The organism is Glaesserella sp. (genome assembly GCF_041814905.1).
In the GTDB taxonomy this organism is placed as follows: Bacteria; Pseudomonadota; Gammaproteobacteria; order Enterobacterales; family Pasteurellaceae; genus Glaesserella.
The window spans coordinates 1-20,383 of sequence record NZ_JBGXYA010000085.1; the positions used below are offsets into that span (position 1 = coordinate 1).

At 42.4% G+C, this 20,383-nt stretch carries 19 protein-coding genes and 1 pseudogene; 1 reads left to right on the forward strand and 19 read right to left on the reverse strand.

Annotated elements, in window-relative coordinates:
- From ACEYJ7_RS11505 to ACEYJ7_RS11590, 18 genes and pseudogenes are all read right to left on the reverse strand, one after another.
- Window positions 1-942 (reverse strand): annotated as a pseudogene (locus tag ACEYJ7_RS11505) (DNA-directed RNA polymerase subunit beta'); the annotation flags it as partial.
- Window positions 943-1,156: 214 nt separating this feature from the next.
- On the reverse strand, window positions 1,157-5,185 hold the full coding sequence (rpoB, locus tag ACEYJ7_RS11510; protein WP_373779238.1) for a DNA-directed RNA polymerase subunit beta: 4,029 nt from the start codon (window positions 5,183-5,185) through the stop codon (window positions 1,157-1,159).
- A gap of 496 nt (window positions 5,186-5,681) precedes the next feature.
- A complete protein-coding gene (rplL, locus tag ACEYJ7_RS11515) occupies window positions 5,682-6,050 on the reverse strand; it encodes a 50S ribosomal protein L7/L12 (protein WP_373779239.1) in 369 nt (122 codons plus the stop codon).
- A 57-nt stretch (window positions 6,051-6,107) separates the two neighbouring features.
- Window positions 6,108-6,599, reverse strand: a complete 492-nt coding sequence (gene rplJ / locus ACEYJ7_RS11520; RefSeq protein ID WP_005714465.1) for a 50S ribosomal protein L10 — start codon at window positions 6,597-6,599, stop codon at window positions 6,108-6,110.
- A 289-nt stretch (window positions 6,600-6,888) separates the two neighbouring features.
- A complete protein-coding gene (gene rplA / locus ACEYJ7_RS11525; protein ID WP_373779240.1) occupies window positions 6,889-7,578 on the reverse strand; it encodes a 50S ribosomal protein L1 in 690 nt (229 codons plus the stop codon).
- Window positions 7,579-7,582: 4 nt separating this feature from the next.
- Window positions 7,583-8,011, reverse strand: coding sequence for a 50S ribosomal protein L11 (gene rplK, locus ACEYJ7_RS11530; protein ID WP_373779241.1), 429 nt, complete (start codon window positions 8,009-8,011; stop codon window positions 7,583-7,585).
- Window positions 8,012-8,220: 209 nt separating this feature from the next.
- Window positions 8,221-8,787, reverse strand: coding sequence for a transcription termination/antitermination protein NusG (gene nusG / locus ACEYJ7_RS11535; protein ID WP_373779242.1), 567 nt, complete (start codon window positions 8,785-8,787; stop codon window positions 8,221-8,223).
- A 1-nt stretch (window position 8,788) separates the two neighbouring features.
- The gene (gene secE, locus ACEYJ7_RS11540) at window positions 8,789-9,205 is read right to left on the reverse strand and encodes a preprotein translocase subunit SecE (RefSeq protein ID WP_373779243.1); all 417 of its coding nucleotides are present in this window, start codon (window positions 9,203-9,205) and stop codon (window positions 8,789-8,791) included.
- Window positions 9,206-9,390: 185 nt separating this feature from the next.
- Window positions 9,391-10,353, reverse strand: coding sequence for a lipoyl synthase (gene lipA, locus ACEYJ7_RS11545; protein ID WP_373779244.1), 963 nt, complete (start codon window positions 10,351-10,353; stop codon window positions 9,391-9,393).
- 11 nt (window positions 10,354-10,364) lie between these two features.
- Entirely contained in the window at window positions 10,365-11,024 is a 660-nt protein-coding gene (gene lipB / locus ACEYJ7_RS11550; protein ID WP_373779245.1) for a lipoyl(octanoyl) transferase LipB, read from the reverse strand.
- Between the two features lie 67 nt (window positions 11,025-11,091).
- Window positions 11,092-11,391, reverse strand: coding sequence for a DUF493 family protein YbeD (gene ybeD, locus ACEYJ7_RS11555; RefSeq protein WP_373779246.1), 300 nt, complete (start codon window positions 11,389-11,391; stop codon window positions 11,092-11,094).
- A 157-nt stretch (window positions 11,392-11,548) separates the two neighbouring features.
- A complete protein-coding gene (locus ACEYJ7_RS11560) occupies window positions 11,549-12,730 on the reverse strand; it encodes a serine hydrolase (RefSeq protein WP_373779247.1) in 1,182 nt (393 codons plus the stop codon).
- Window positions 12,731-12,742: 12 nt separating this feature from the next.
- Window positions 12,743-13,606 carry a septal ring lytic transglycosylase RlpA family protein gene (locus ACEYJ7_RS11565; RefSeq protein ID WP_373779248.1) on the reverse strand — a complete coding sequence of 288 codons (864 nt, stop codon included), beginning with the start codon at window positions 13,604-13,606 and terminating at the stop codon, window positions 12,743-12,745.
- A 42-nt stretch (window positions 13,607-13,648) separates the two neighbouring features.
- Window positions 13,649-14,785, reverse strand: a complete 1,137-nt coding sequence (gene rodA / locus ACEYJ7_RS11570; RefSeq protein WP_373779249.1) for a rod shape-determining protein RodA — start codon at window positions 14,783-14,785, stop codon at window positions 13,649-13,651.
- On the reverse strand, window positions 14,778-16,721 hold the full coding sequence (mrdA, locus tag ACEYJ7_RS11575; RefSeq protein WP_373779250.1) for a penicillin-binding protein 2: 1,944 nt from the start codon (window positions 16,719-16,721) through the stop codon (window positions 14,778-14,780). Before mrdA ends, rodA begins: the two co-directional genes overlap by 8 nt.
- Before the next feature lie 6 nt (window positions 16,722-16,727).
- On the reverse strand, window positions 16,728-17,195 hold the full coding sequence (rlmH, locus tag ACEYJ7_RS11580) for a 23S rRNA (pseudouridine(1915)-N(3))-methyltransferase RlmH (protein ID WP_373779251.1): 468 nt from the start codon (window positions 17,193-17,195) through the stop codon (window positions 16,728-16,730).
- Entirely contained in the window at window positions 17,195-17,509 is a 315-nt protein-coding gene (gene rsfS, locus ACEYJ7_RS11585; protein ID WP_373779252.1) for a ribosome silencing factor, read from the reverse strand. The genes rlmH and rsfS overlap by 1 nt, the downstream gene beginning before the upstream one ends.
- 158 nt (window positions 17,510-17,667) lie before the next feature.
- Window positions 17,668-19,002, reverse strand: coding sequence for a GntP family permease (locus tag ACEYJ7_RS11590; RefSeq protein WP_373779255.1), 1,335 nt, complete (start codon window positions 19,000-19,002; stop codon window positions 17,668-17,670).
- A gap of 198 nt (window positions 19,003-19,200) precedes the next feature.
- Here ACEYJ7_RS11590 and ACEYJ7_RS11595 point away from each other — a divergent pair, with 198 nt between their 5' ends.
- Window positions 19,201-19,716, forward strand: a complete 516-nt coding sequence (locus ACEYJ7_RS11595) for a gluconokinase (protein ID WP_373779253.1) — start codon at window positions 19,201-19,203, stop codon at window positions 19,714-19,716.
- Between the two features lie 108 nt (window positions 19,717-19,824).
- Here ACEYJ7_RS11595 and ACEYJ7_RS11600 read toward each other — a convergent pair.
- Window positions 19,825-20,383: RNA polymerase factor sigma-32 (locus ACEYJ7_RS11600; RefSeq protein ID WP_373779254.1), on the reverse strand; the 559-nt coding region annotated here is incomplete at its 5' end.

Below are 20,383 nucleotides of genomic sequence, written 5' to 3' on the forward strand. Positions count from 1 at the left end.
ACCACGACGACCGTTATCTAATAACGCATCAACCGATTCTTGTAACATACGTTTTTCGTTACGCACGATAATATCCGGTGCGATTAAGTCTAAAAGACGTTTTAAACGGTTGTTACGGTTAATAACACGGCGATATAAATCATTCAGATCAGATGTCGCAAAACGACCGCCATCAAGCGGAACTAATGGACGAAGATCCGGCGGAAGTACAGGCAATACTGTCATTACCATCCATTCAGGCTTGTTGCCTGATTGAATGAATGCTTCTAATAATTTTAGGCGTTTGGTAATTTTTTTACGTTTAGTTTCTGAATTTGTTTCTTGTAATTCTTCACGTAAGACTTCACATTGGTGCTCTAAATCTAGGTCTTTAAGTAATGCTTGGATACCTTCTGCACCCATCTTTGCATCAAACTCATCGCCCCAACGCTCTTCAGCTTCCCAAAACTGCTCTTCGGTTAATAATTGACCTTTTTCAAGATCAGTCATTCCCGGCTCGATCACTACATAGCTTTCAAAATAAAGCACACGTTCAATATCACGTAACGGCATATCAAGGATTAAGCCGATACGGGACGGGAGTGATTTTAAGAACCAAATGTGTGCTACCGGGCAAGCCAATTCGATGTGTCCCATACGGTCACGACGGACTTTGGTTTGCGTGACTTCAACGCCACATTTTTCACAAATCACACCACGGTGTTTTAAACGTTTATATTTGCCGCAAAGACATTCGTAATCTTTCACCGGCCCGAAAATACGCGCACAGAAAAGACCGTCACGCTCAGGTTTGAATGTACGGTAGTTGATGGTTTCCGGTTTTTTCACTTCACCGAAAGACCACGAGCGGATCTTATCCGGTGATGCTAAACCGATTTTAATCACGTCAAAATCATCATTTGATTTAGATTGTGCTTTTAAAAACTTCACTAAGTCTTTCACTTTTTTGCCCCTGATTTGAGGTTTTTGTTCTTGAAATAGTCGCCCATTTCAACTGAAAATCTTTGGTTACAAGCGGTCGGTTTTTGCAAATTTTTTGCAAGATCTGACCGCTTGTTTTACATATCCCCTCGCCCGCTTGCGGGAGAGGGACAGAAAAATTGCGTTCAGCAATTTTGAGCTGTCTCTCCCCCGCCTGCGGGGGAGAGGAAATGTATTACGCTTCGTCCAACTCCATATCGATACCTAATGCACGAATCTCTTTGGTAATCACGTTAAAGGATTCTGGCATTCCCGGTTCCATATAGTGTGTACCGTCCACGATGTTTTTGTACATCTTCGTACGACCGTTTACGTCGTCCGATTTCACCGTGAGCATTTCTTGTAAGGTGTAAGCGGCACCGTATGCTTCTAATGCCCAAACCTCCATCTCACCGAAACGCTGACCACCAAATTGTGCTTTACCGCCGAGTGGTTGTTGGGTAACAAGACTATAAGAACCTGTTGAACGAGCGTGCATTTTGTCATCCACTAAGTGGTTCAATTTGAGCATATACATATAACCTACGGTGACCGGACGCTCAAATTTCTCACCGGTACGTCCGTCATATAAGGTAATTTGACCTGATGTCGGTAAGCCGCCAAGTTCAAGTAAACCTTTGATCTCGCTTTCGTGCGCGCCGTCGAATACTGGTGTCGCAAGCGGTAAGCCTTTGCGTAAGTTTTTCGCTAATGCCATCACTTCTTCATCGCTGAAGGTGCTTAAATCAACGACTTGTGAACCATGACCTAAGTCGTAGGCTTTTTGCATATACTCACGCAATTTCGCGATCGACTGTTGCTGTTTGATCATTTGATTGATCTGATCGCCGATACCGCGCGCCGCTAAGCCTAAGTGGGTTTCTAAGATCTGACCGATGTTCATACGAGACGGAACGCCTAACGGGTTCAACACGATTTCTACCGGCTGACCGTTTTCGTCATACGGCATATCTTCTACAGGGTTGATTTTCGAGATAACCCCTTTGTTACCGTGACGCCCCGCCATTTTATCACCCGGCTGAATTTGGCGTTTCACCGCAAGGTAAACTTTCACCACTTTCAATACGCCCGGCGCTAAATCGTCGCCTTGAATGATCTTGTTGCGTTTAATTTCAAGTTTACGTTCAAACTCTTTGCGTAACTCTTCGTGTTGTTCCGCAAGTTGTTCTAATTGGTTTTGTTTTTCTTCGTCTTCAAGGGTTTGTTCTAACCATTTCTCATTGGCAAGAGAATCTAAAGTTGACTCAGACACGCCACCATCAATTAACAAGTTACGAACACGGGTGAATAAACCGGCTTCCAAAATCGCTAATTCTTCTGCAAGGTCTTTCTTCGCGTCACGAAGTTGCATTTCTTCGATTTCTTTTGCTCGTTTGTCTTTCTCTACGCCATCACGGGTGAAAACTTGAACGTCGATAACGGTACCTGATGTGCCGTTTGGTACGCGTAAAGAAGAGTCTTTTACGTCAGACGCTTTTTCACCGAAGATCGCACGCAATAATTTCTCTTCCGGGGTTAATTGAGTTTCACCTTTTGGTGTCACTTTCCCCACCAGAATATCGCCGCCTTTCACTTCCGCACCGATATACACGATACCTGACTCATCCAGTTTGCTTAACGCAGATTCACCTACGTTTGGAATATCTGCGGTGATCTCTTCTGCACCGAGTTTGGTATCACGCGCCACACAAGATAACTCTTGAATGTGGATGGTGGTAAAGCGGTCTTCTTGTACCACGCGCTCAGACACCAACATTGAGTCTTCAAAGTTATAACCATTCCAAGGCATAAATGCTACACGAATGTTTTGACCTAAAGCTAATTCGCCTAAATCCGTTGAAGGACCGTCTGCCAAGATTTCACCGCGTTCTACCGGCTCGCCTAATTCCACGCAAGGAATTTGGTTAATACAGGTATTTTGGTTTGAGCGGGTATATTTGATTAAGTTATAAATATCAATACCAGCTTCGCCCGCGACAGTTTCATCTTCATTGACTTTCACCACGATACGAGACGCATCAACGTACTGGATCACCCCACCACGTTTCGCTACCACCGCCACACCGGAGTCAAGGGCTACGGCTTTTTCAATACCTGTACCGACTAACGGTTTGTCCGCACGTAAAGTAGGCACCGCCTGACGTTGCATGTTTGCTCCCATCAAGGCACGGTTCGCATCGTCATGCTCAAGGAACGGAATCAATGCGGCAGCGACAGAAACCACTTGTTGGGTTGAAACGTCCATATAGTGAATTTCTTCCGGACGATATAAACCGGATTCACCATGTTCACCACGGCAGGTTACATAGGTGTCGGTAAAGCGAAACTCATCATCTAAGTTTGAGTTCGCCTGAGCGATTACGTAGTTGCCTTCTTCAATCGCTGATAAGTATTCGATCTCTTCGGTCACTTGACCGTTTACCACTTTACGATATGGGGTTTCTAAGAAACCGTAATCATTGGTACGCGCATAGACAGAAAGTGAGTTGATCAAACCGATGTTCGGACCTTCAGGGGTTTCAATCGGACAAACACGACCATAGTGGGTTGCGTGAACGTCACGTACTTCAAAGCCTGCGCGTTCACGGGTTAAACCGCCCGGACCTAATGCTGAAATACGGCGTTTGTGTGTAACCTCTGAAAGCGGGTTGTTTTGATCCATAAATTGCGAAAGTTGTGATGAACCGAAGAACTCTTTCACTGCCGCAGAAATCGGTTTTGCGTTGATTAAATCTTGTGGAGTTACGCCGTCTAAGTCACCTAATGAAAGACGCTCGCGCACCGCACGCTCAACACGTACTAAGCCGATACGGAATTGGTTTTCCGCCATTTCGCCTACCGAACGGATACGGCGGTTGCCTAAGTGGTCGATATCGTCCACTTCACCACGACCATTACGGATATCAATTAATTTTCTCATGACATTGATAATGTCATCGTTACTTAAAATACCCGAGCCTACGCCTTCCGGAATATCTAAAGAACGATTGAATTTCATACGACCTACCGCGGAAAGATCATAACGGTCGGTTGAGAAGAACATATTGTCAAATAACGCTTCTGCCGCTTCTTTTGTTGGCGGCTCACCCGGGCGCATCATACGGTAAATTTCGACTAATGCACTTAAACGATCAGTTGTCGGGTCAATACGTACGGTTTCAGAAATATAAGGACCATGATCCAAATCATTAGTAAATAACACTTCGATTTGGTGATAGCCTGCTTGAACCAATTTTTCTAATAATTCAAGACCGATTTCGGTATTTGCCGCACAAAGTACTTCACCGGTAGAAAGATCAATATAATCTTTCGCCGTCACTCGCCCTATAATATATTCGGTCGGTACTTCGATTTGTGTCACGTTATCTTTTTCTAAACCACGAATGTGGCGTGCCGTGATACGACGACCGCTCTCGACATACACTTTGCCGTTCGCTTCAATATCAAACGCAGCCGTTTCACCGCGTAAACGCTCAGGCACTAAAGTCATTAATAATTTATTATCTTTAACTTCAAATACCACTGTTTCGAAGAACATATTTAAGATTTCTTCGGTTGTGTAGCCTAATGCACGCAGAATAATGGTTGCCGGTAATTTACGACGACGGTCGATACGTGCATATAAGTTATCTTTCGGGTCGAACTCAAAATCTAACCAAGAACCACGGTAAGGAATGATACGTGCGTTATAAAGCACTTTACCTGAAGCGTGGGTTTTACCTTTGTCAGAATCGAAGAATACGCCCGGACTACGATGTAACTGAGACACGATAACACGCTCAGTACCGTTGATCACGAAAGTACCGTTGTCGGTCATTAATGGGATTTCGCCCATATAGACGTTTTGCTCTTTGATGTCTTTGACTGTGCCTGCTGCCGCTTCGCGGTCAAAGGTCACAAGACGAAGTTTTACACGTAAAGGTGCTGCATAGGTTGTACCGCGAATTTGGCATTCACGCACATCAAATACAGGTTCGCCTAATTCGTAAGAAACGTATTGTAATTCCGTAGCTCCATTGCTGCTGACAATTGGAAATACTGAACGGAATGCCGCTTCTAAACCTTGTTGTCCTTCAGGATCTCTTTGAATAAATTTATCAAAAGAGTCAAGCTGAATTGTTAATAGATAAGGTACGTTCAGAACTTGTGAGCGTTTGCCAAAGCTCTTACGGATACGCTTTTTCTCGGAATATGAGTATGCCATTGTTAGATAGCCTCTGATTTTTTTATTTGGTTGTTGAACTTCACAGCCGCCCGGACAGGCAGAAGTGGCATTATAAAAATGATACGAGGTGTCGTTTTCCAAGTTCACACAAAGGGTCAAAAATCACTACCGCAGAGATTAGCTTGGGAGAGGAACAGTTTTTGCAAATTTTTATGCAAATCTGACCGCTTGTAAGGCGAATATTAACCCACCATTACCGGATCTATAAATTATCAGACGGCCCAACCATCCAAAAACAACTATTATAAATCAATAAGTTAGATAAATTAAAACGACTCAAATTTAACTAACTTTATTCAAGCACAAAAGGCTAGACGAAAATTCATCTAGCCATCTATGCGAAATTCGGGCTGGAAATTATATGAGAAATGAGCGGTTGAATCAATATAGAAATAATAATTACATTATAAAAAACAAAAACCCCGATGTTTCCATCGGGGTTTTCTGAACTTAGAAAGTCGATCAAAAATCAAAATTATTTGATTTCTACTTGTGCACCGGCTTCTTCTAATTCTTTCTTAAGTGCTTCAGCTTCAGCTTTAGAGATACCTTCTTTAACTGCTGCCGGAGCTGCTTCAACTAAGTCTTTCGCTTCTTTTAAGCCTAAACCTGTTGCGCCACGTACTGCTTTGATTACTGCTACTTTGTTAGCACCTGCTGCTGCAAGGATAACATCGAATTCTGTTTTCTCTTCAGCTGCTTCTGCCGGACCTGCTGCTACTGCAACTGCTGCCGCCGCTGCTGATACACCGAATTTTTCTTCCATCGCAGAGATTAATTCAACGATTTCTGATACTGATTTAGAAGCAATCGCTTCAATGATTTGTTCGTTAGTTAATGACATAACAATCAATTCCTAAAGTAAATAAGTTAAACGAGTTGAGAATACGGCGAATAAAAATTATGCCGCTTCTTGTAATTTGTCGCGTAATGCCGCAAGAGTGCGAACAAGTTTGCCTGCCGCAGCTTCTTTCATTGTGCCCATTAAACGTGCAATTGCTTCTTCGTAAGTCGGTAATGTTGCCAAGAATTCAACATCTTGGATTTTACCTTCAAAGGCCGCACCTTTAACTTCAAACTCTTTGTTTGCTTTTGCAAAGTCTTTGAACAAACGTGCTGCTGCACCCGGGTGTTCGTTAGAGAATGCAATAAGAGTCGGACCGGTAAACGTATCTTTTAAGCACTCGAATTCAGTACCTTCAACCGCACGACGTAATAAAGTATTACGAACAACGCGCATTGAAACGCCTGCTTCACGAGCTGCTTTACGTAACTCAGTCATTTTCTCTACTGTGACGCCGCGAGAATCCGCAACCACAGCTGAAAGGGCACCTTTGGCAGCTTCGTTTACTTCAGCAACAATTGCTTGTTTGTCTTGAAGATTTAATGCCATTGGTTTTAGCTCCTGATACACTCCACTTAAAACGTGGAATTTACAAAAAATCTCAAAAAAGTAACCGCTTGAGCGACGTTTTTGAGCCTCAAGGTGTACAGAAGCAGATAATTCTGTCTGTTCACCATCTACGTAGGTTGTTTTCATTAAGAAACTGTTCACACAGCTTCACCTACGGTCTTGGACGGGGCTTGAGATAAGGCAAGCACCATCATTGGCTTTTCAGCCAAAAAGAGCCGCAGATTATAAAAATAACCTACGCTCTTGTAAAGTTTAATTTATCAACAAATTAGAGTGAAGCTTGATCAACTGCGACACCGGCACCCATTGTGGTAGAGATGCTCACTTTCTTGATAAAGATACCTTTCGCTGTTGTCGGTTTTGCTTTAGTTAAAGCAGCCAACAATGCTTTTAAGTTGTCAGTTAATTGCTCAGCCGTAAAATCCACTTTACCGATTGTGGTATGGATAATCCCGTTTTTGTCGTTACGGTAACGGATCTGACCAGATTTAGCATTTTTAACCGCTTCCGCTACGTTTGGCGTTACTGTACCCACTTTCGGGTTTGGCATTAAGCCACGCGGACCAAGAATTTGACCCAATTGACCAACAACACGCATTGCATCCGGAGAAGCAATAACCACATCGAAGTTCATTTCGCCTTTTTTAACTTGTTCTGCTAAGTCTTCCATACCGACTAAATCTGCGCCTGCTGCTTTTGCTGCTTCTGCGTTTGCACCCTGTGTAAACACAGCAACACGTGCCGTACGACCCGTACCGTGTGGTAATACGGTTGCACCACGCACGTTTTGGTCTGATTTACGCGGGTCGATACCTAAGTTTACCGCAACATCCACGCTCTCAACGAATTTAGCGGTCGCAAATTGTTTTAACACTGCGATTGCTTCATTGATTTCATAAGCTTTTGTAGAATCTACGCCGGCTTTAATTGCTTTCATACGTTTTGTAAGTTTAGCCATCAGATTAACCCTCCACAACTAAACCCATTGAACGTGCAGTACCTTCAATAGATTTCATCTTAGTTTCGATAGTCGCACCCGTCATATCTGCCGCTTTAGTTTCAGCGATTTGGCGGATTTGTTCTTTAGTTACTTTACCTACTTTGTCTTTATTTGGTTTTGCAGAACCAGATTTAAGACCTGCGGCTTTCTTAAGTAATACGGCAGCCGGTGGAGTTTTAGTAACGAACGTGAAAGAACGGTCTGCGTAAACGGTAATAACAACCGGAATCGGTAAACCTTTTTCTAAGCTTTCTGTACGCGCATTGAATGCTTTACAGAATTCCATGATGTTCACACCTTGTTGACCTAACGCAGGACCAACTGGTGGTGATGGGTTAGCCATACCCGCTGCGACTTGCAGTTTAACGTAGGCTTGGACTTTTTTTGCCATTTTAGTTTCCTCTTAATGGGTGATAACGCTAGTTTAACTAGCTCCCCTGTTTACAAAAAAATTACGAGTCAGTACAACCGGCTCGTAAATAGGTCGCGAATTCTACTGAACTCACGACGTTTTTTCAAGCAAAACCAGTATGATTTTGCAAAAAATTGATGAAAACAGACCGCTTGCAAGCGGTCTGTTTCAGCCAAAAATTTACCGATTTAGCCGTTTTGTTTCTCAACTTGGTTAAATTCAAGTTCAACCGGTGTCGCACGACCAAAGATAGACACAGACACTTTGATACGTCCTTTCTCGTAATCCACTTCTTCCACCGTACCGTTGAAATCTGCAAACGGTCCTTCGGTAACGCGCACTTCTTCGCCCGGTTGGAACTCTTTTCTGTGGCGTGGTTTTTCCGCAGTTTCCTGCACACGGTTTAAGATACGATCCGCTTCTTTTTGGGTGATCGGAGCAGGTTTGTCTGCCGTTCCGCCGATAAAACCCATGACGCGCGGTACGCTTTTCACTAAGTGCCAAGTATCATCGTTCATTTCCATCTGTACTAATACGTAACCCGGGAAAAATTTACGTTCTGTTTTGCGACGACGACCGCCAACGTTTTCAACCACTTCTTCCGTCGGCACAAGCACTTCACCGAACTGATCTTGCATATTATGTAATTTGATATATTCACGTAACGTTGTTGCTACACGCGCTTCAAAACCTGAGAACGCTTGTAAAACATACCAACGCATTTTGCTTGTTTCTTTTACTTCAGCTTCGCTCATCTTAGAATCTCAAATTGGTTAAGAATGTAATAATTGAAACGATAATAGAATCAATACCCCATAGTGCTAACGCAACCAACACACAAACGGCAACAACAATTAATGTTGTTTGTGTTGATTCCTGACGGGTAGGCCAAACTACTTTACGCAGTTCTTGACGGGCCTCTTTTATAAAGCCGATCGCTTTTTGTCCCTGATTCGTGATTGCCGCCAAACCGACAGCCGCGATGATCAACACGACCAATAATAAAATACGAACAACTACTGACGGAAAATATGTGACGAAATACACATTACCTATAGCTGCAACAGCAAGAAGTGCGATAGATAATACCCATAAAGCATTATTAGCGCCTTTGCTTTTTAAACCCTTCTCTTCAATTTTCTCAGGGCTTTTGTTCTGAATATCTTTAGCCATAAACAACCTAAAATTTATTAAAAAAGTGAACGTTCAATTTTTAAAGCGTGCAATTCTAGCATTTGTCGCTTAGGCTTACCACGATCTTTTCATAAAATTTTCAACGATTGTCCACCGTTTTGCATCATTTTTAAACCAATCCGCCGACAGTCATCCCATCCAAACGGATCCTTTAATTTGCAAAATTATTTGACTACACCACCGCTTGCTTGAAGATCCGCATGGTAAGAAGATCGGACGAAAGGCCCGCAAGCAGCATGTTCAAAGCCCATAGCCCCCGCCTCTTCTCTGAACATATCAAACTCTGACGGGTGAACATAACGTGCAACAGGTAAATGATGACGGCTTGGTTGAAGATATTGACCGAGGGTGAGCATCGTTACACCATGGCGACGTAAATCACGCATTACCTCTAAAATTTCTTCGTTCGTTTCACCTAAACCGACCATTATTCCTGATTTAGTCGGAATATCTGGAAATACGGCTTTAAAGGCTTTCAGTAATTTAAGCGACCACTCATAATCCGCCCCCGGACGAATTTCTTTATATAAACGCGGCACATTTTCCAAGTTGTGGTTGAATACATCCGGTGGATTTTCTTTAAGAATCTCAATTGCCTGTTCGATACGCCCACGGAAGTCCGGTACTAAAATCTCAATTTTGATTCCCGGATTAATTGCACGAATTTCACGGATACAGGCGGCAAAATGCCCTGCTCCGCGATCCGGCAGGTCATCGCGGTCAACGGAAGTAATCACTACATATTTCAGTTTCATATCCTGAATGGTTTCCGCTAATTTTTTAGGCTCATCTTGATCAAGCGGTAACGGTTTACCGTGCGCCACATCACAGAACGGGCAACGACGGGTACAAATTGCGCCCATAATCATAAAGGTGGCAGTACCGTGGTTGAAACATTCATGCAAGTTCGGACAAGACGCCTCTTCACACACTGAATGCAACCCGTGGCGACGCATACCGTTTTTAATGCTTTGAATTTTCTCTGAATTTGCCGGCAATTTGATTTTCATCCATTCCGGTTTTTTCAATAGCTCCTGATCCGGATCGATATTCTTTACCGGGATAATGGACGTTTTGGCAGCATCGCGGTATTTAACTCCGCGTTCCATTTTAAAAGGTGTGCCCATTGATATGATTCCTATTTGTTAATAATTTGTTGCGTATTATAGCCGAGAATTTGGCTAAAGTAATAAACCAATTTGGCGGAGACCTTATCGCAATCCGCCTCGTACTCCGGTATAAAATCGGCAAGTTGGCACATTTCAAGTCCGGGATAACCGCAAGGGTTGATATGATGAAACGGCGCTAAATCCATCTTGATATTTAACGCCAAGCCGTGAAACGAGCAGCCTTTGCGGATACGTAAGCCGAGAGAACAGATTTTTTTACCCTCAACATAAACGCCCGGCGCATCCGGTTTCGGGTAGGATTCAATACTATAATCGGCTAACGTTTTAACTACCGATTGTTCTAATGCAGTCACCAACTCACGCACATTCAGATCACTACCGTTAGCCTTGTGGCGTTTAATGTCGATCAACACATACATAATTTGTTGTCCGAGCCCATGATAGGTAATCTGCCCGCCGCGATCCGACTGCACAACCGGGATATTGGTCGGATTGAGCAAATGCTCAGGTTTACCGGCGGAACCTTGAGTAAAGACCGGATTATGTTCAACAAGCCAAATTTCATCAGGGGTATTTTCATCACGCGCGTCGGTAAATTCCTGCATTTTATGCCAAACGGTTTGGTAGTTTTGGATACCGAGTCGACGAATAATTAGGGGAAGAGACATAAGCGGTTCCTATTGGATTAATACTTCTCCTCTTTATTCAAGATTTAAAGAGGGGAAGTATGGAGAATTATAATACCATTCTTACGCCTTCAATCTTAGCGAGATCGACATAAAGGGTTTCCACCTGCTCGATATTTTGTGCGGTCACTGTAATAGAAACCGAGTGATACGTACCTTTACCGCTCTCTTTTAAGGTCGGGCTGTAATCACCTTTGATCACTTTATGAACCTCTTGTACAACATCGTCAATTAATCCGTCGCGAGCGGCGCCCACCACTTTAAAAGTAAATGAGCAAGGAAACTCCAACAGATCTTTTAATTTGGCTTGCGGAATATCGGAGAGGTTTACGGTTTTTGTTTCAGTCATATTATTATCCTTATTTACAATGTGAAAAGCAAAATAGCTATACCCTATAAATGAATCAACAAGCGGTGTGATTTTGCAAAAAATTTGCAAGATCTCACCGCTTGTATCAATACTCTGTTAAATGGGGATAAATCTACGTATTACAAGGGCGACGGAATTACTCAAATAACCCTTTGACCGTGAGTACGATCCAATCCCACGCTTGACCGAAAATGCCGGCTTCTTCAACATTTTGCATAACTTGTAAATCTACGCTCGCAATATCTTTGTCGTTTAACTGATAAATCACTTTACCGACGACTTGCCCTTTCGTGAGCGGCGCTTCTAAATTTTTGTTATCAAAAGTCACACGCGCTTTAAGATCCGCAGATTTACCTTTCGGTACGGTAATATAGCTATCTTGTAAAGTACCGAGTTGCACTTTGTTCAAATCGCCATAATAAACGCTTTGTTCGGAGACATTCTGTCCTGCAGAGAGCGGTTTTAAGGTTTCAAAGTTAGCGAATCCCCACTGTAGTAATTTTTTGCTCTCTACTTCGCGACCTTTGTAAGTCGGCACGCCCATCACTACCGAAATCAAACGAGTGTTGCTATTGTAAGCGGACGCCACCAAGTTATAGCCGGCTTTGTCGGTATGCCCTGTTTTCATGCCATCGACATTAAGGGATTTGTCCCATAACAAGCCGTTGCGGTTGGGTTGTTTAATATTATTAAAGGTGAATTCTTTTTCCGCATAAATTTTATATTCATCCGGCAAATCTCGAATAATGTGTGCGCCGATAATCGCCATATCACGTGCGGAAGTGTATTGATTCGGATCGTCTAAACCGTGTACCGTAGCAAAGTGCGTATTCTTTAAGCCAAACTCTTGCACATATTTGTTCATGGTATCAATAAAGACCTGCTGAGAACCTGAAATATACTCAGCCATTGCCACACAGGCATCATTACCGGATACCACAATAATGCCGCGGTTTAAATCTTCTACTGACACTTGTTGATTTAAGTTGAGGAACATTTTGGAAGAACCGGGGAAATTTTGCCCCCAAGAACTTTCGGTAATGGTAACCAAATCACTGTTTTTGATTTTTCCGCTTTTAATTGCTTGGCCGATAACATAACTTGTCATCATTTTGGTCAAACTGGCCGGATATTGACGTTGATCCGGATTTAACCCTGCTAATACGGCACCGGAATTATAGTCCATTAAAATAAAGGTTTGCGCATTCAATTCAGGTACAGGAATACCGTAATCAAAGTCGGCTGCACTTGCAAAATGAATACTGGAAAAGGTAAGCGCACAAAGGGTGGCTGATTTAATAAATTTGTTTTTTAGCATAAGGATTTCCGTTTATCTCTCTAAATAACTAAACACTTGAAATTGACCTATTTTTGAAAGCTGTCGTTTAACTTGCAGACTTTCCGTTTGGTCGGACACATCAATATTGACTTCATAGATTTTTCCGAGCTTTTCAACGCTCGATTTTTGTTTAATCAGTTTGGCAATTTTTTTTGCTTCACTCTCATTTTTAGCAATCACTTTTAATTGATAACGTGAATTACTATTTGAAAATTTTTGGGTTTTAGCTGCCGTGACATCCGCTTTAATCGCTAAATCATCACCGTTTTCTTTTATTTTCAACGGCAAACCTTCTTTTTTGGCTAAACGCATTAAAGATTCTGCCCCTTTACCGGTAATATAGCCTTGGCGGTCTACATGAATAGCTTCAATTCTAACCCGAGCCGTTCCGGAGTTTAACATCCCTATCTCACGTGCAGAGGCTTTTGATAGATCAATAACACGCGATTTACTGAAAGGTCCGCGATCATTAATCTGCACAATGACTTTACGATTATTTCTTAAATTAGTCACTAAAGCATAAGAACCTAATGCTAACGATTTATGTGCGGCAGTAAACGCTTCTTGATTATAAATTTCACCGCTTGCCGTTTCACGACCGTGAAATTTTCCGCCGTAATAACTCGCTATACCGGTTTGGCTATAGCCGCGTGAAGCTTCTCTGCCAATTGTAGAATGCGTTTTGCCTTTTACGGTATAAGTATATTTTTTATCACTGACTTCCGTCGGCTTTAATATCGCTCCTTTTACGCCGTAGAGCTTTTTTGTTTCATTTGAACTTGCAGCGGACGAATGTAAGGGGGTTAATACCGTAGAAAAAACAAGCACTAACCATGCTAATTTTCTTAATTGCATAAAATCTCCTTTTTGCTTCCGTTACTGCAAGAAAGCAAAATATCATTTCGATTGTTTCAGTTTATTAAATGGGTTATTTTTATTGCGTTGCTCACGATGAACGTAAGCCGACATCATTAATCCAAATGCCGCCATTAAGGTGACATAAGAAGTACCGCCATAACTGAAAAGCGGCAAAGGAACACCGACAACAGGTAAAATACCGCTTACCATACCAATATTCACAAACACATAGACGAAAAACAGGAGCGCCGTACCGCCGGACAAAATTCGCCCGAATGCGGTATTTGCTTTTGCACCAATAACTAAACCTCTTGCAATAATAAACAGATAAATTGCAAGTAGAATCAGTATGCCAATCATACCGTGTTCTTCGCTCAATACAGCAAAAATAAAATCGGTATGCGGCTCGGGCAAAAATTCGAGCTGAGATTGCGTACCTTCCATCCAGCCTTTTCCTTCAAACCCACCGGAACCAATTGCAATCTTCGATTGAATAATATGATAGCCCGAACCTAGAGGATCTTTTTCAGGGTCTATTAATGTCAACACACGGGTTTTCTGATAATCGTGCATCAAATAAAACCACATAATCGGAATAAATCCTGCTAGAAAGACAACACCGGCACCGATCAGTTTCCAACTTAACCCGGCTAAAAATAAAACAAATATTCCCGCAGCACAAACTAAGATGGATGTACCAAGATCCGGCTGCATTGCAACCAGTAACGTTGGACCGATAATTAATGCCAGCGCAATAAAAGTATCACGAAAACTTGGCGGAAGAGGACGTTTACCTAAATAGGCGGCAACCATCAGCGGCACAGCCAATTTAGCAATTTCCGACGGTTGAAAACGAACAAATCCCAGATTCAACCAACGCTGTGCACCTTTACTGGTTTCTCCCACCAAATCCACTAACGCTAACAATACAAGACAAACGACATATAAATAGGGGGCAATTTTTTCATAAAATCGTGGCGGAAGAAATGACATAAACAGCATCACGCCTAAACCTAAGCTTACCTGAATCAAACGATTCATAAACATTCTTTCATTGGCACCGCTTGCACTGTAAAGCACTAACAAACCATAAGCAGTAATCGCCAACAACCCGATAATCAATAACAGGTCGAGAGCAAAAACTTTCCAAAAACGTGCTAAAAATGACTTATTCACTCAATCCCTCATCAATTACAAGCGGTACGTTTGGCTCAGAATTTTGCAATTTATCGACCGGACTTTCCGGCTGATGGCTCAACACATAATCCATAATTTTACGAACCACCGGTGCCGCAGCACTTGAGCCGCCCCCCGCATTCTCTAAAATAATTGCGACAATAACTTTTGGGTTGTCATAAGGAGCATAACCGATAAACCACGCATGGTCGTGCAACTCTTTTTTAATAGCGCTCGAGTTATAATTCTGCCCTTTCAAGCTAAAGACCTGTGCGGTACCGGTTTTACCCGCCGCTCGGTAATTTGCACCGGCAAATGCTTTTTTACCGGTACCGTTACTGGCATTCACAACATTATACATTCCCTGTTTAGACAGTTCCCAATAACGGCTCGGCACATCCTTAATATCTTCATACAACAACGGATCTTGGTAAGGCGTAATCTCCGTTGACATAATTTCTTTCATTAAATGCGGCGTATTCACTTTGCCGTTATTAATCAAAACCGCAGTGGCTTTTGCCAGCTGTAACGGTGTAGAAATCCAATAACCTTGCCCGATACCGACAGAAATCGTATCTCCTTGAATCCACGATTTTTTGTAACGCTGCTGTTTCCACTCCCGACTTGGCATAATCCCGATAGATTCTTCACTAATATCAATACCGGTTTTGACCCCGAAGCCAAATTTTTTCATCCATTCCGACATTTTATCAATCCCCATATCATAGGCGAGCTGATAAAAGAAGGTATCCGAAGATTCAGTAATCGCTTTATTCACATCGGTTCTACCGTGTCCTCCTCTTTTCCAGTCACGGAAACGTTGAGTGGAACCGGGTAGAATCCAATAACCGGGGTCAAAAATCGTGGTACCCGGGGCAATTTTCCCTTCTGCCAAACCGGCTACCGCCATAAAGGGTTTAATGGTCGAAGCCGGCGGATAAGTTCCTTGCGTCGCGCGGCTATAAAGCGGACGCTCCGGATCATCTAACAGTTGTTTGTAATCACTGCCGGAAATTCCGTCAACAAATAAATTATTGTCGTAACTTGGGTTAGTAACCATCGCTAAAATACTACTGTCACTCGGATCAAGCACCACAACCGCCCCTTTTTGTCCAGCCAATAAATCTGCGATATAACGTTGCAAGTCAATATCAATTGTCAGGCGAATACTACTTCCGGCAATTGCCGGTTGTTCGCGTAATTTACGGATAACTTTACCGCGATTGTTAATTTCTACCTCTTCGAACCCCGTAATGCCATGCAACTGATCTTCATAATATTTCTCAATACCCAATTTACCGATATCGTGAGAACCGGCATAGTTACCGAATTTTCCTTCATCTTGCAGCTTTTTCTTGTCTTTATCGTTAATTTTCGCGACATATCCCAATACGTGAGTCAAAATATCACCGTACGGATAATAACGTTTGAAATAAGGATGGACATCCAAACTCGGGAAACGGTATTGATTAACCGAAAAACGGGCAATTTGCTCTTCGGTTAAATTCGGTTTTAATAAAATAGGGGTATAGCGAGAAGAGCGTTTTTTCTCTTTCCGATAATTTTCAATATCTTCATCGGTTAAACCGACGATATTTCTTAATTCTTCAAAGGTTTCGTCCAAATTGCTGACCTTCTCCGGCACAATATACAAGCCAAAAAATGTCAGGTTTTCCGCCAATACTTTACCGTTGCGGTCATAAATGACACCTCGCGTAGGCGGAAGAGGCAATAATTTAATGCGGTTACCGTTAGAACGGGTCTGATAAGACTCATAGTCCGTAACCTGCAGATGATACAAGTTGGTCAGCAAGATGCCGGTTAATCCTAAAACCCCTAAAAAAGCGATCAGCGCGCGACGGATAAACAGATTCATTTCTGCTTTACCGTTACGGACTTTTTCATAACGCTGAGGTTTCATTAACTTACCAAACATCTCTTGCTATTCTCGGTGATAAGGATGATTTGTGGTGAGCGACCACGCTCGATACAGGCTTTCCGCAACCACAATTCGAACCAACGGATGTGGCAAGGTAAGCGGAGATAAAGACCAGCTTTGCTCCGCGGCTGCTTTACATTCCGGTGATAGACCTTCCGGTCCGCCAATCAACAAACAGATATCTCGTCCGTCATTTTTCCAGCCTTCTAATTGCTGAGCCAATTGCTCCGTCGTCCACGGTTTGCCGGGAATATCCAAGGTGACAATTTTACTACGTCCACAAGCGGCAAGCATTGCTTTACCTTCCTGCTCTAAAATACGCTTGATATCGGCATTTTTGCTGCGTTTACCTGCCACAATTTCAACCAGTTCAAACGGCATATCTTTAGGAAAACGTCGTTGATATTCGTCAAAGCCCTTTGTAACCCAATCCGGCATTTTGGTTCCAACTGCAATTAACTGAATTTTCATTATGCCCAAAGTTTCTCAAGTTGATACATATCACGGCTGTCTTGTTGCAAAATATGCACTATCGCTTGTCCAAAGTCGACCACAATCCAATCCGCAACAGTTTTTCCTTCTTGAGCAAACACTTCAACGCCTGCCTTTTTGCTTTCCGCCACTAAATTATCGGCGGTAGAAGCCACGTGTCGGCTCGAAGTTCCGGTGCAGATGATCATCGTATCAGTAATGTTTGACTTGCCTTTTACATCAATTGCTTGAATATCTTGTGCTTTTAACCCTTCCAAAGTGTGGGTTAAGAAATTAACTAAATTCTCGGTCATTGTTTAATTTTCGTCTTTCAAAAAGTGGTGGATTATAGCATAAAAATTATGGGATTTCGGCGAGATAAAAACGGAAAGCGGCGAGATTTTGCAAAACTTTGCATAAATCTCACCGCTTGTTGGGATAGATATTTTCCTTACAAAACAAACGTTGAAGTCTACAATAAGATACTTCCGATAAATGCAGTGGCAAAACCGACAACACCAATCGAAGTTTCTAACATCGTCCACGTTTTCAATGTCGTCTTCTCATCCATTTCTAAAAAACGACTGACTAACCAGAAACCGGAATCGTTCACATGTGAAAGTACGGTTGCACCGGAAGCAATCGAGATAACGATAAAGCAGATATCAAATTGGCTGAGATCCGGCGCATTTGCAACCATGGGAGCGATTAATGCCGCAGTGGTAGTTAAAGCGACTGTCGCCGAACCTTGAGCCACGCGGAAAACCGTCGCAATAATAAAGGCAGCGACAATAATCGGCATACCGGTGTCCGCCATTAAACGGGATAACACATCACCAATGCCGCTGGCACGTAAAACGCCACCAAACATACCGCCCGCACCGGTTACTAATACGATAGAACAAATCGGACCTAACGCATTTTCACAAATACTGGCAATTTGCTCATTAGTACGGGTATCTTTTAATAAAACGATGGCTACAAGTAACGTAATCAATAATGCAATGGGAGTTTTACCGATTAAACGCAAACTTTCAACCCAAAGTGCAGAACCGTCGATCACCTTGGCAACGGATAAAGTATTTAACCCCGTATCAAATAAAATCAGTACAATCGGTAATAGCAGCACTAACAAGACACGACTAAATTTTGGCGGATGTTGTACTGCAACTTCATTCACCGATAACGCATTTAAGAATGCTTTAGGTAAATCAACATGAACACGTTTACTGATAAACATACTAAATAAGTAAGTACCGATATACCAAGTCGGGATTGCACAAACTAAACCGACAATCACCAATAACCCCATATTAGCGCCTAAAATGTCCCCTGAAGCCACCGGACCCGGATGCGGAGGTAAGAAAGCATGCATGACGGCAAACGCACCGGCAGCAGGAAAGGCATAACGCAATACCGAACCACCAAACTGTTTCGCTACGCTGAAGATAATCGGCAGCATCACCACTAAACCGGCATCAAAGAATATCGGAAAACCGAATAATAACGATGCAATCCCCAATGCGAACGGCGCTCGTTTTTCGCCGAATTTATTGATTAACGTATCCGCCAATACTTTTGCGCCACCAGTGATTTCAAGCAAACGACCGATCATTGCCCCCAATCCAACCAATAACGCAACTGATGCTAACGTTCCACCAAAACCGCTTAACATAGTCGGCAAAATTTTATCAATCGGGATACCGGCAGCCAATGCAGTCAGTAAACTTACAATAATCAACGAAACAAAAGCGTGAACTTTGAATCGCATAATCAGCACAAGTAGCAAAATAATTGCTGCAATCATAATGTAGATAGGTAACATAATTCCCCCTAAGGATTAATTTGTTACCGGTAACGTACATTTTGCAGTTTAAAATGTAAATAATTTCATCAGTTTTATTTTAATTTTGTGATCTTGTTCACATTTATACTAAAAATATTATATAAAACCAAAATAAAAGTGATAGATTGCTGTTATCGGTAACAATTATGGAGAGAATCGATGGCAAACGGCAAAGCATTTATTTTGATGGGCGTGTCCAGCACGGGGAAAACTTCCGTCGGCACAGAGGTCGCTCATCGCTTGGGAATGAAATTGATCGACGGTGATGATCTACACCCGCGCGCCAATATTATCAAAATGGGAAGTGGTCATCCGCTCAATGATGACGATCGTAAACCGTGGCTAGAACGAATCAATGATGCGGCGTTTAGTTTGGAACAAAAAAGTGAGAAAGGGATTATTGTCTGCTCTGCCTTAAAGAAAAAATATCGCGATCAAATTCGCCAAGGTAATTCCGATGTGAAATTTATTTTCTTGCACGGTCCATTTGATTTGGTTCTCGAACGGATGAAACAGCGTAAAGGCCATTATATGAAAGCGGATATGCTCAAGAGCCAATTTGATACACTGGAAATCCCAAAAGCCGATGAACCTGATGTAATTTTTATTGATATTAACGCCGACTTCAATCAGGTGGTAGAACGTTGTGTACAAGCGATTGAGCCTTTACTATAAAATTCACCGACTAATTATTCGTTTCGTCATGCGCTCAACTTCCCCAAAAGTAAAAACATACGAATATCTAAAAGCTAAGGACGCTTCGCGTCCTTCATATATTTATGATTATTCCAATGTAATCGCATCTTTAATTTTTTTCAGTGCTTGATTTTCTAATTGGCGTACCCGCTCGGCAGAAATATTGTATTTTGCAGCTAATTCGTGCAACGTCGCTTTTTCCTCATCCAACCAACGAGCTTTAATAATATCCTGACTACGCTCGTCCAATTGCGCCAGTGCATAAGCAAGTTGAGCAGTTGCCTGTCCATTATACTCGTCATTTTCCATCTCTTGCGCAAAGTTGGAATTATCATCTTCAATATACATCGACGGTACATAAGCTTCATCGCTATCTTCACCCACAGGTAAATCAAACCCCATATCTTGCCCGGTCATTCGCGATTCCATCTCTTTCACATCTTCAGGGGTAACACCCAATTCGTCTGCAACTTTCTGGATTTCTTCTTCGTTAAACCAAGCAAGGCGTTGTTTATTTTTGCGTAAGTTAAAGAATAATTTGCGCTGCGCTTTCGTGGTGGCGACTTTGACAATTCGCCAATTTCTCAGCACGTATTCGTGAATTTCCGCTTTTACCCAATGTACCGCAAACGAAACCAAACGCACA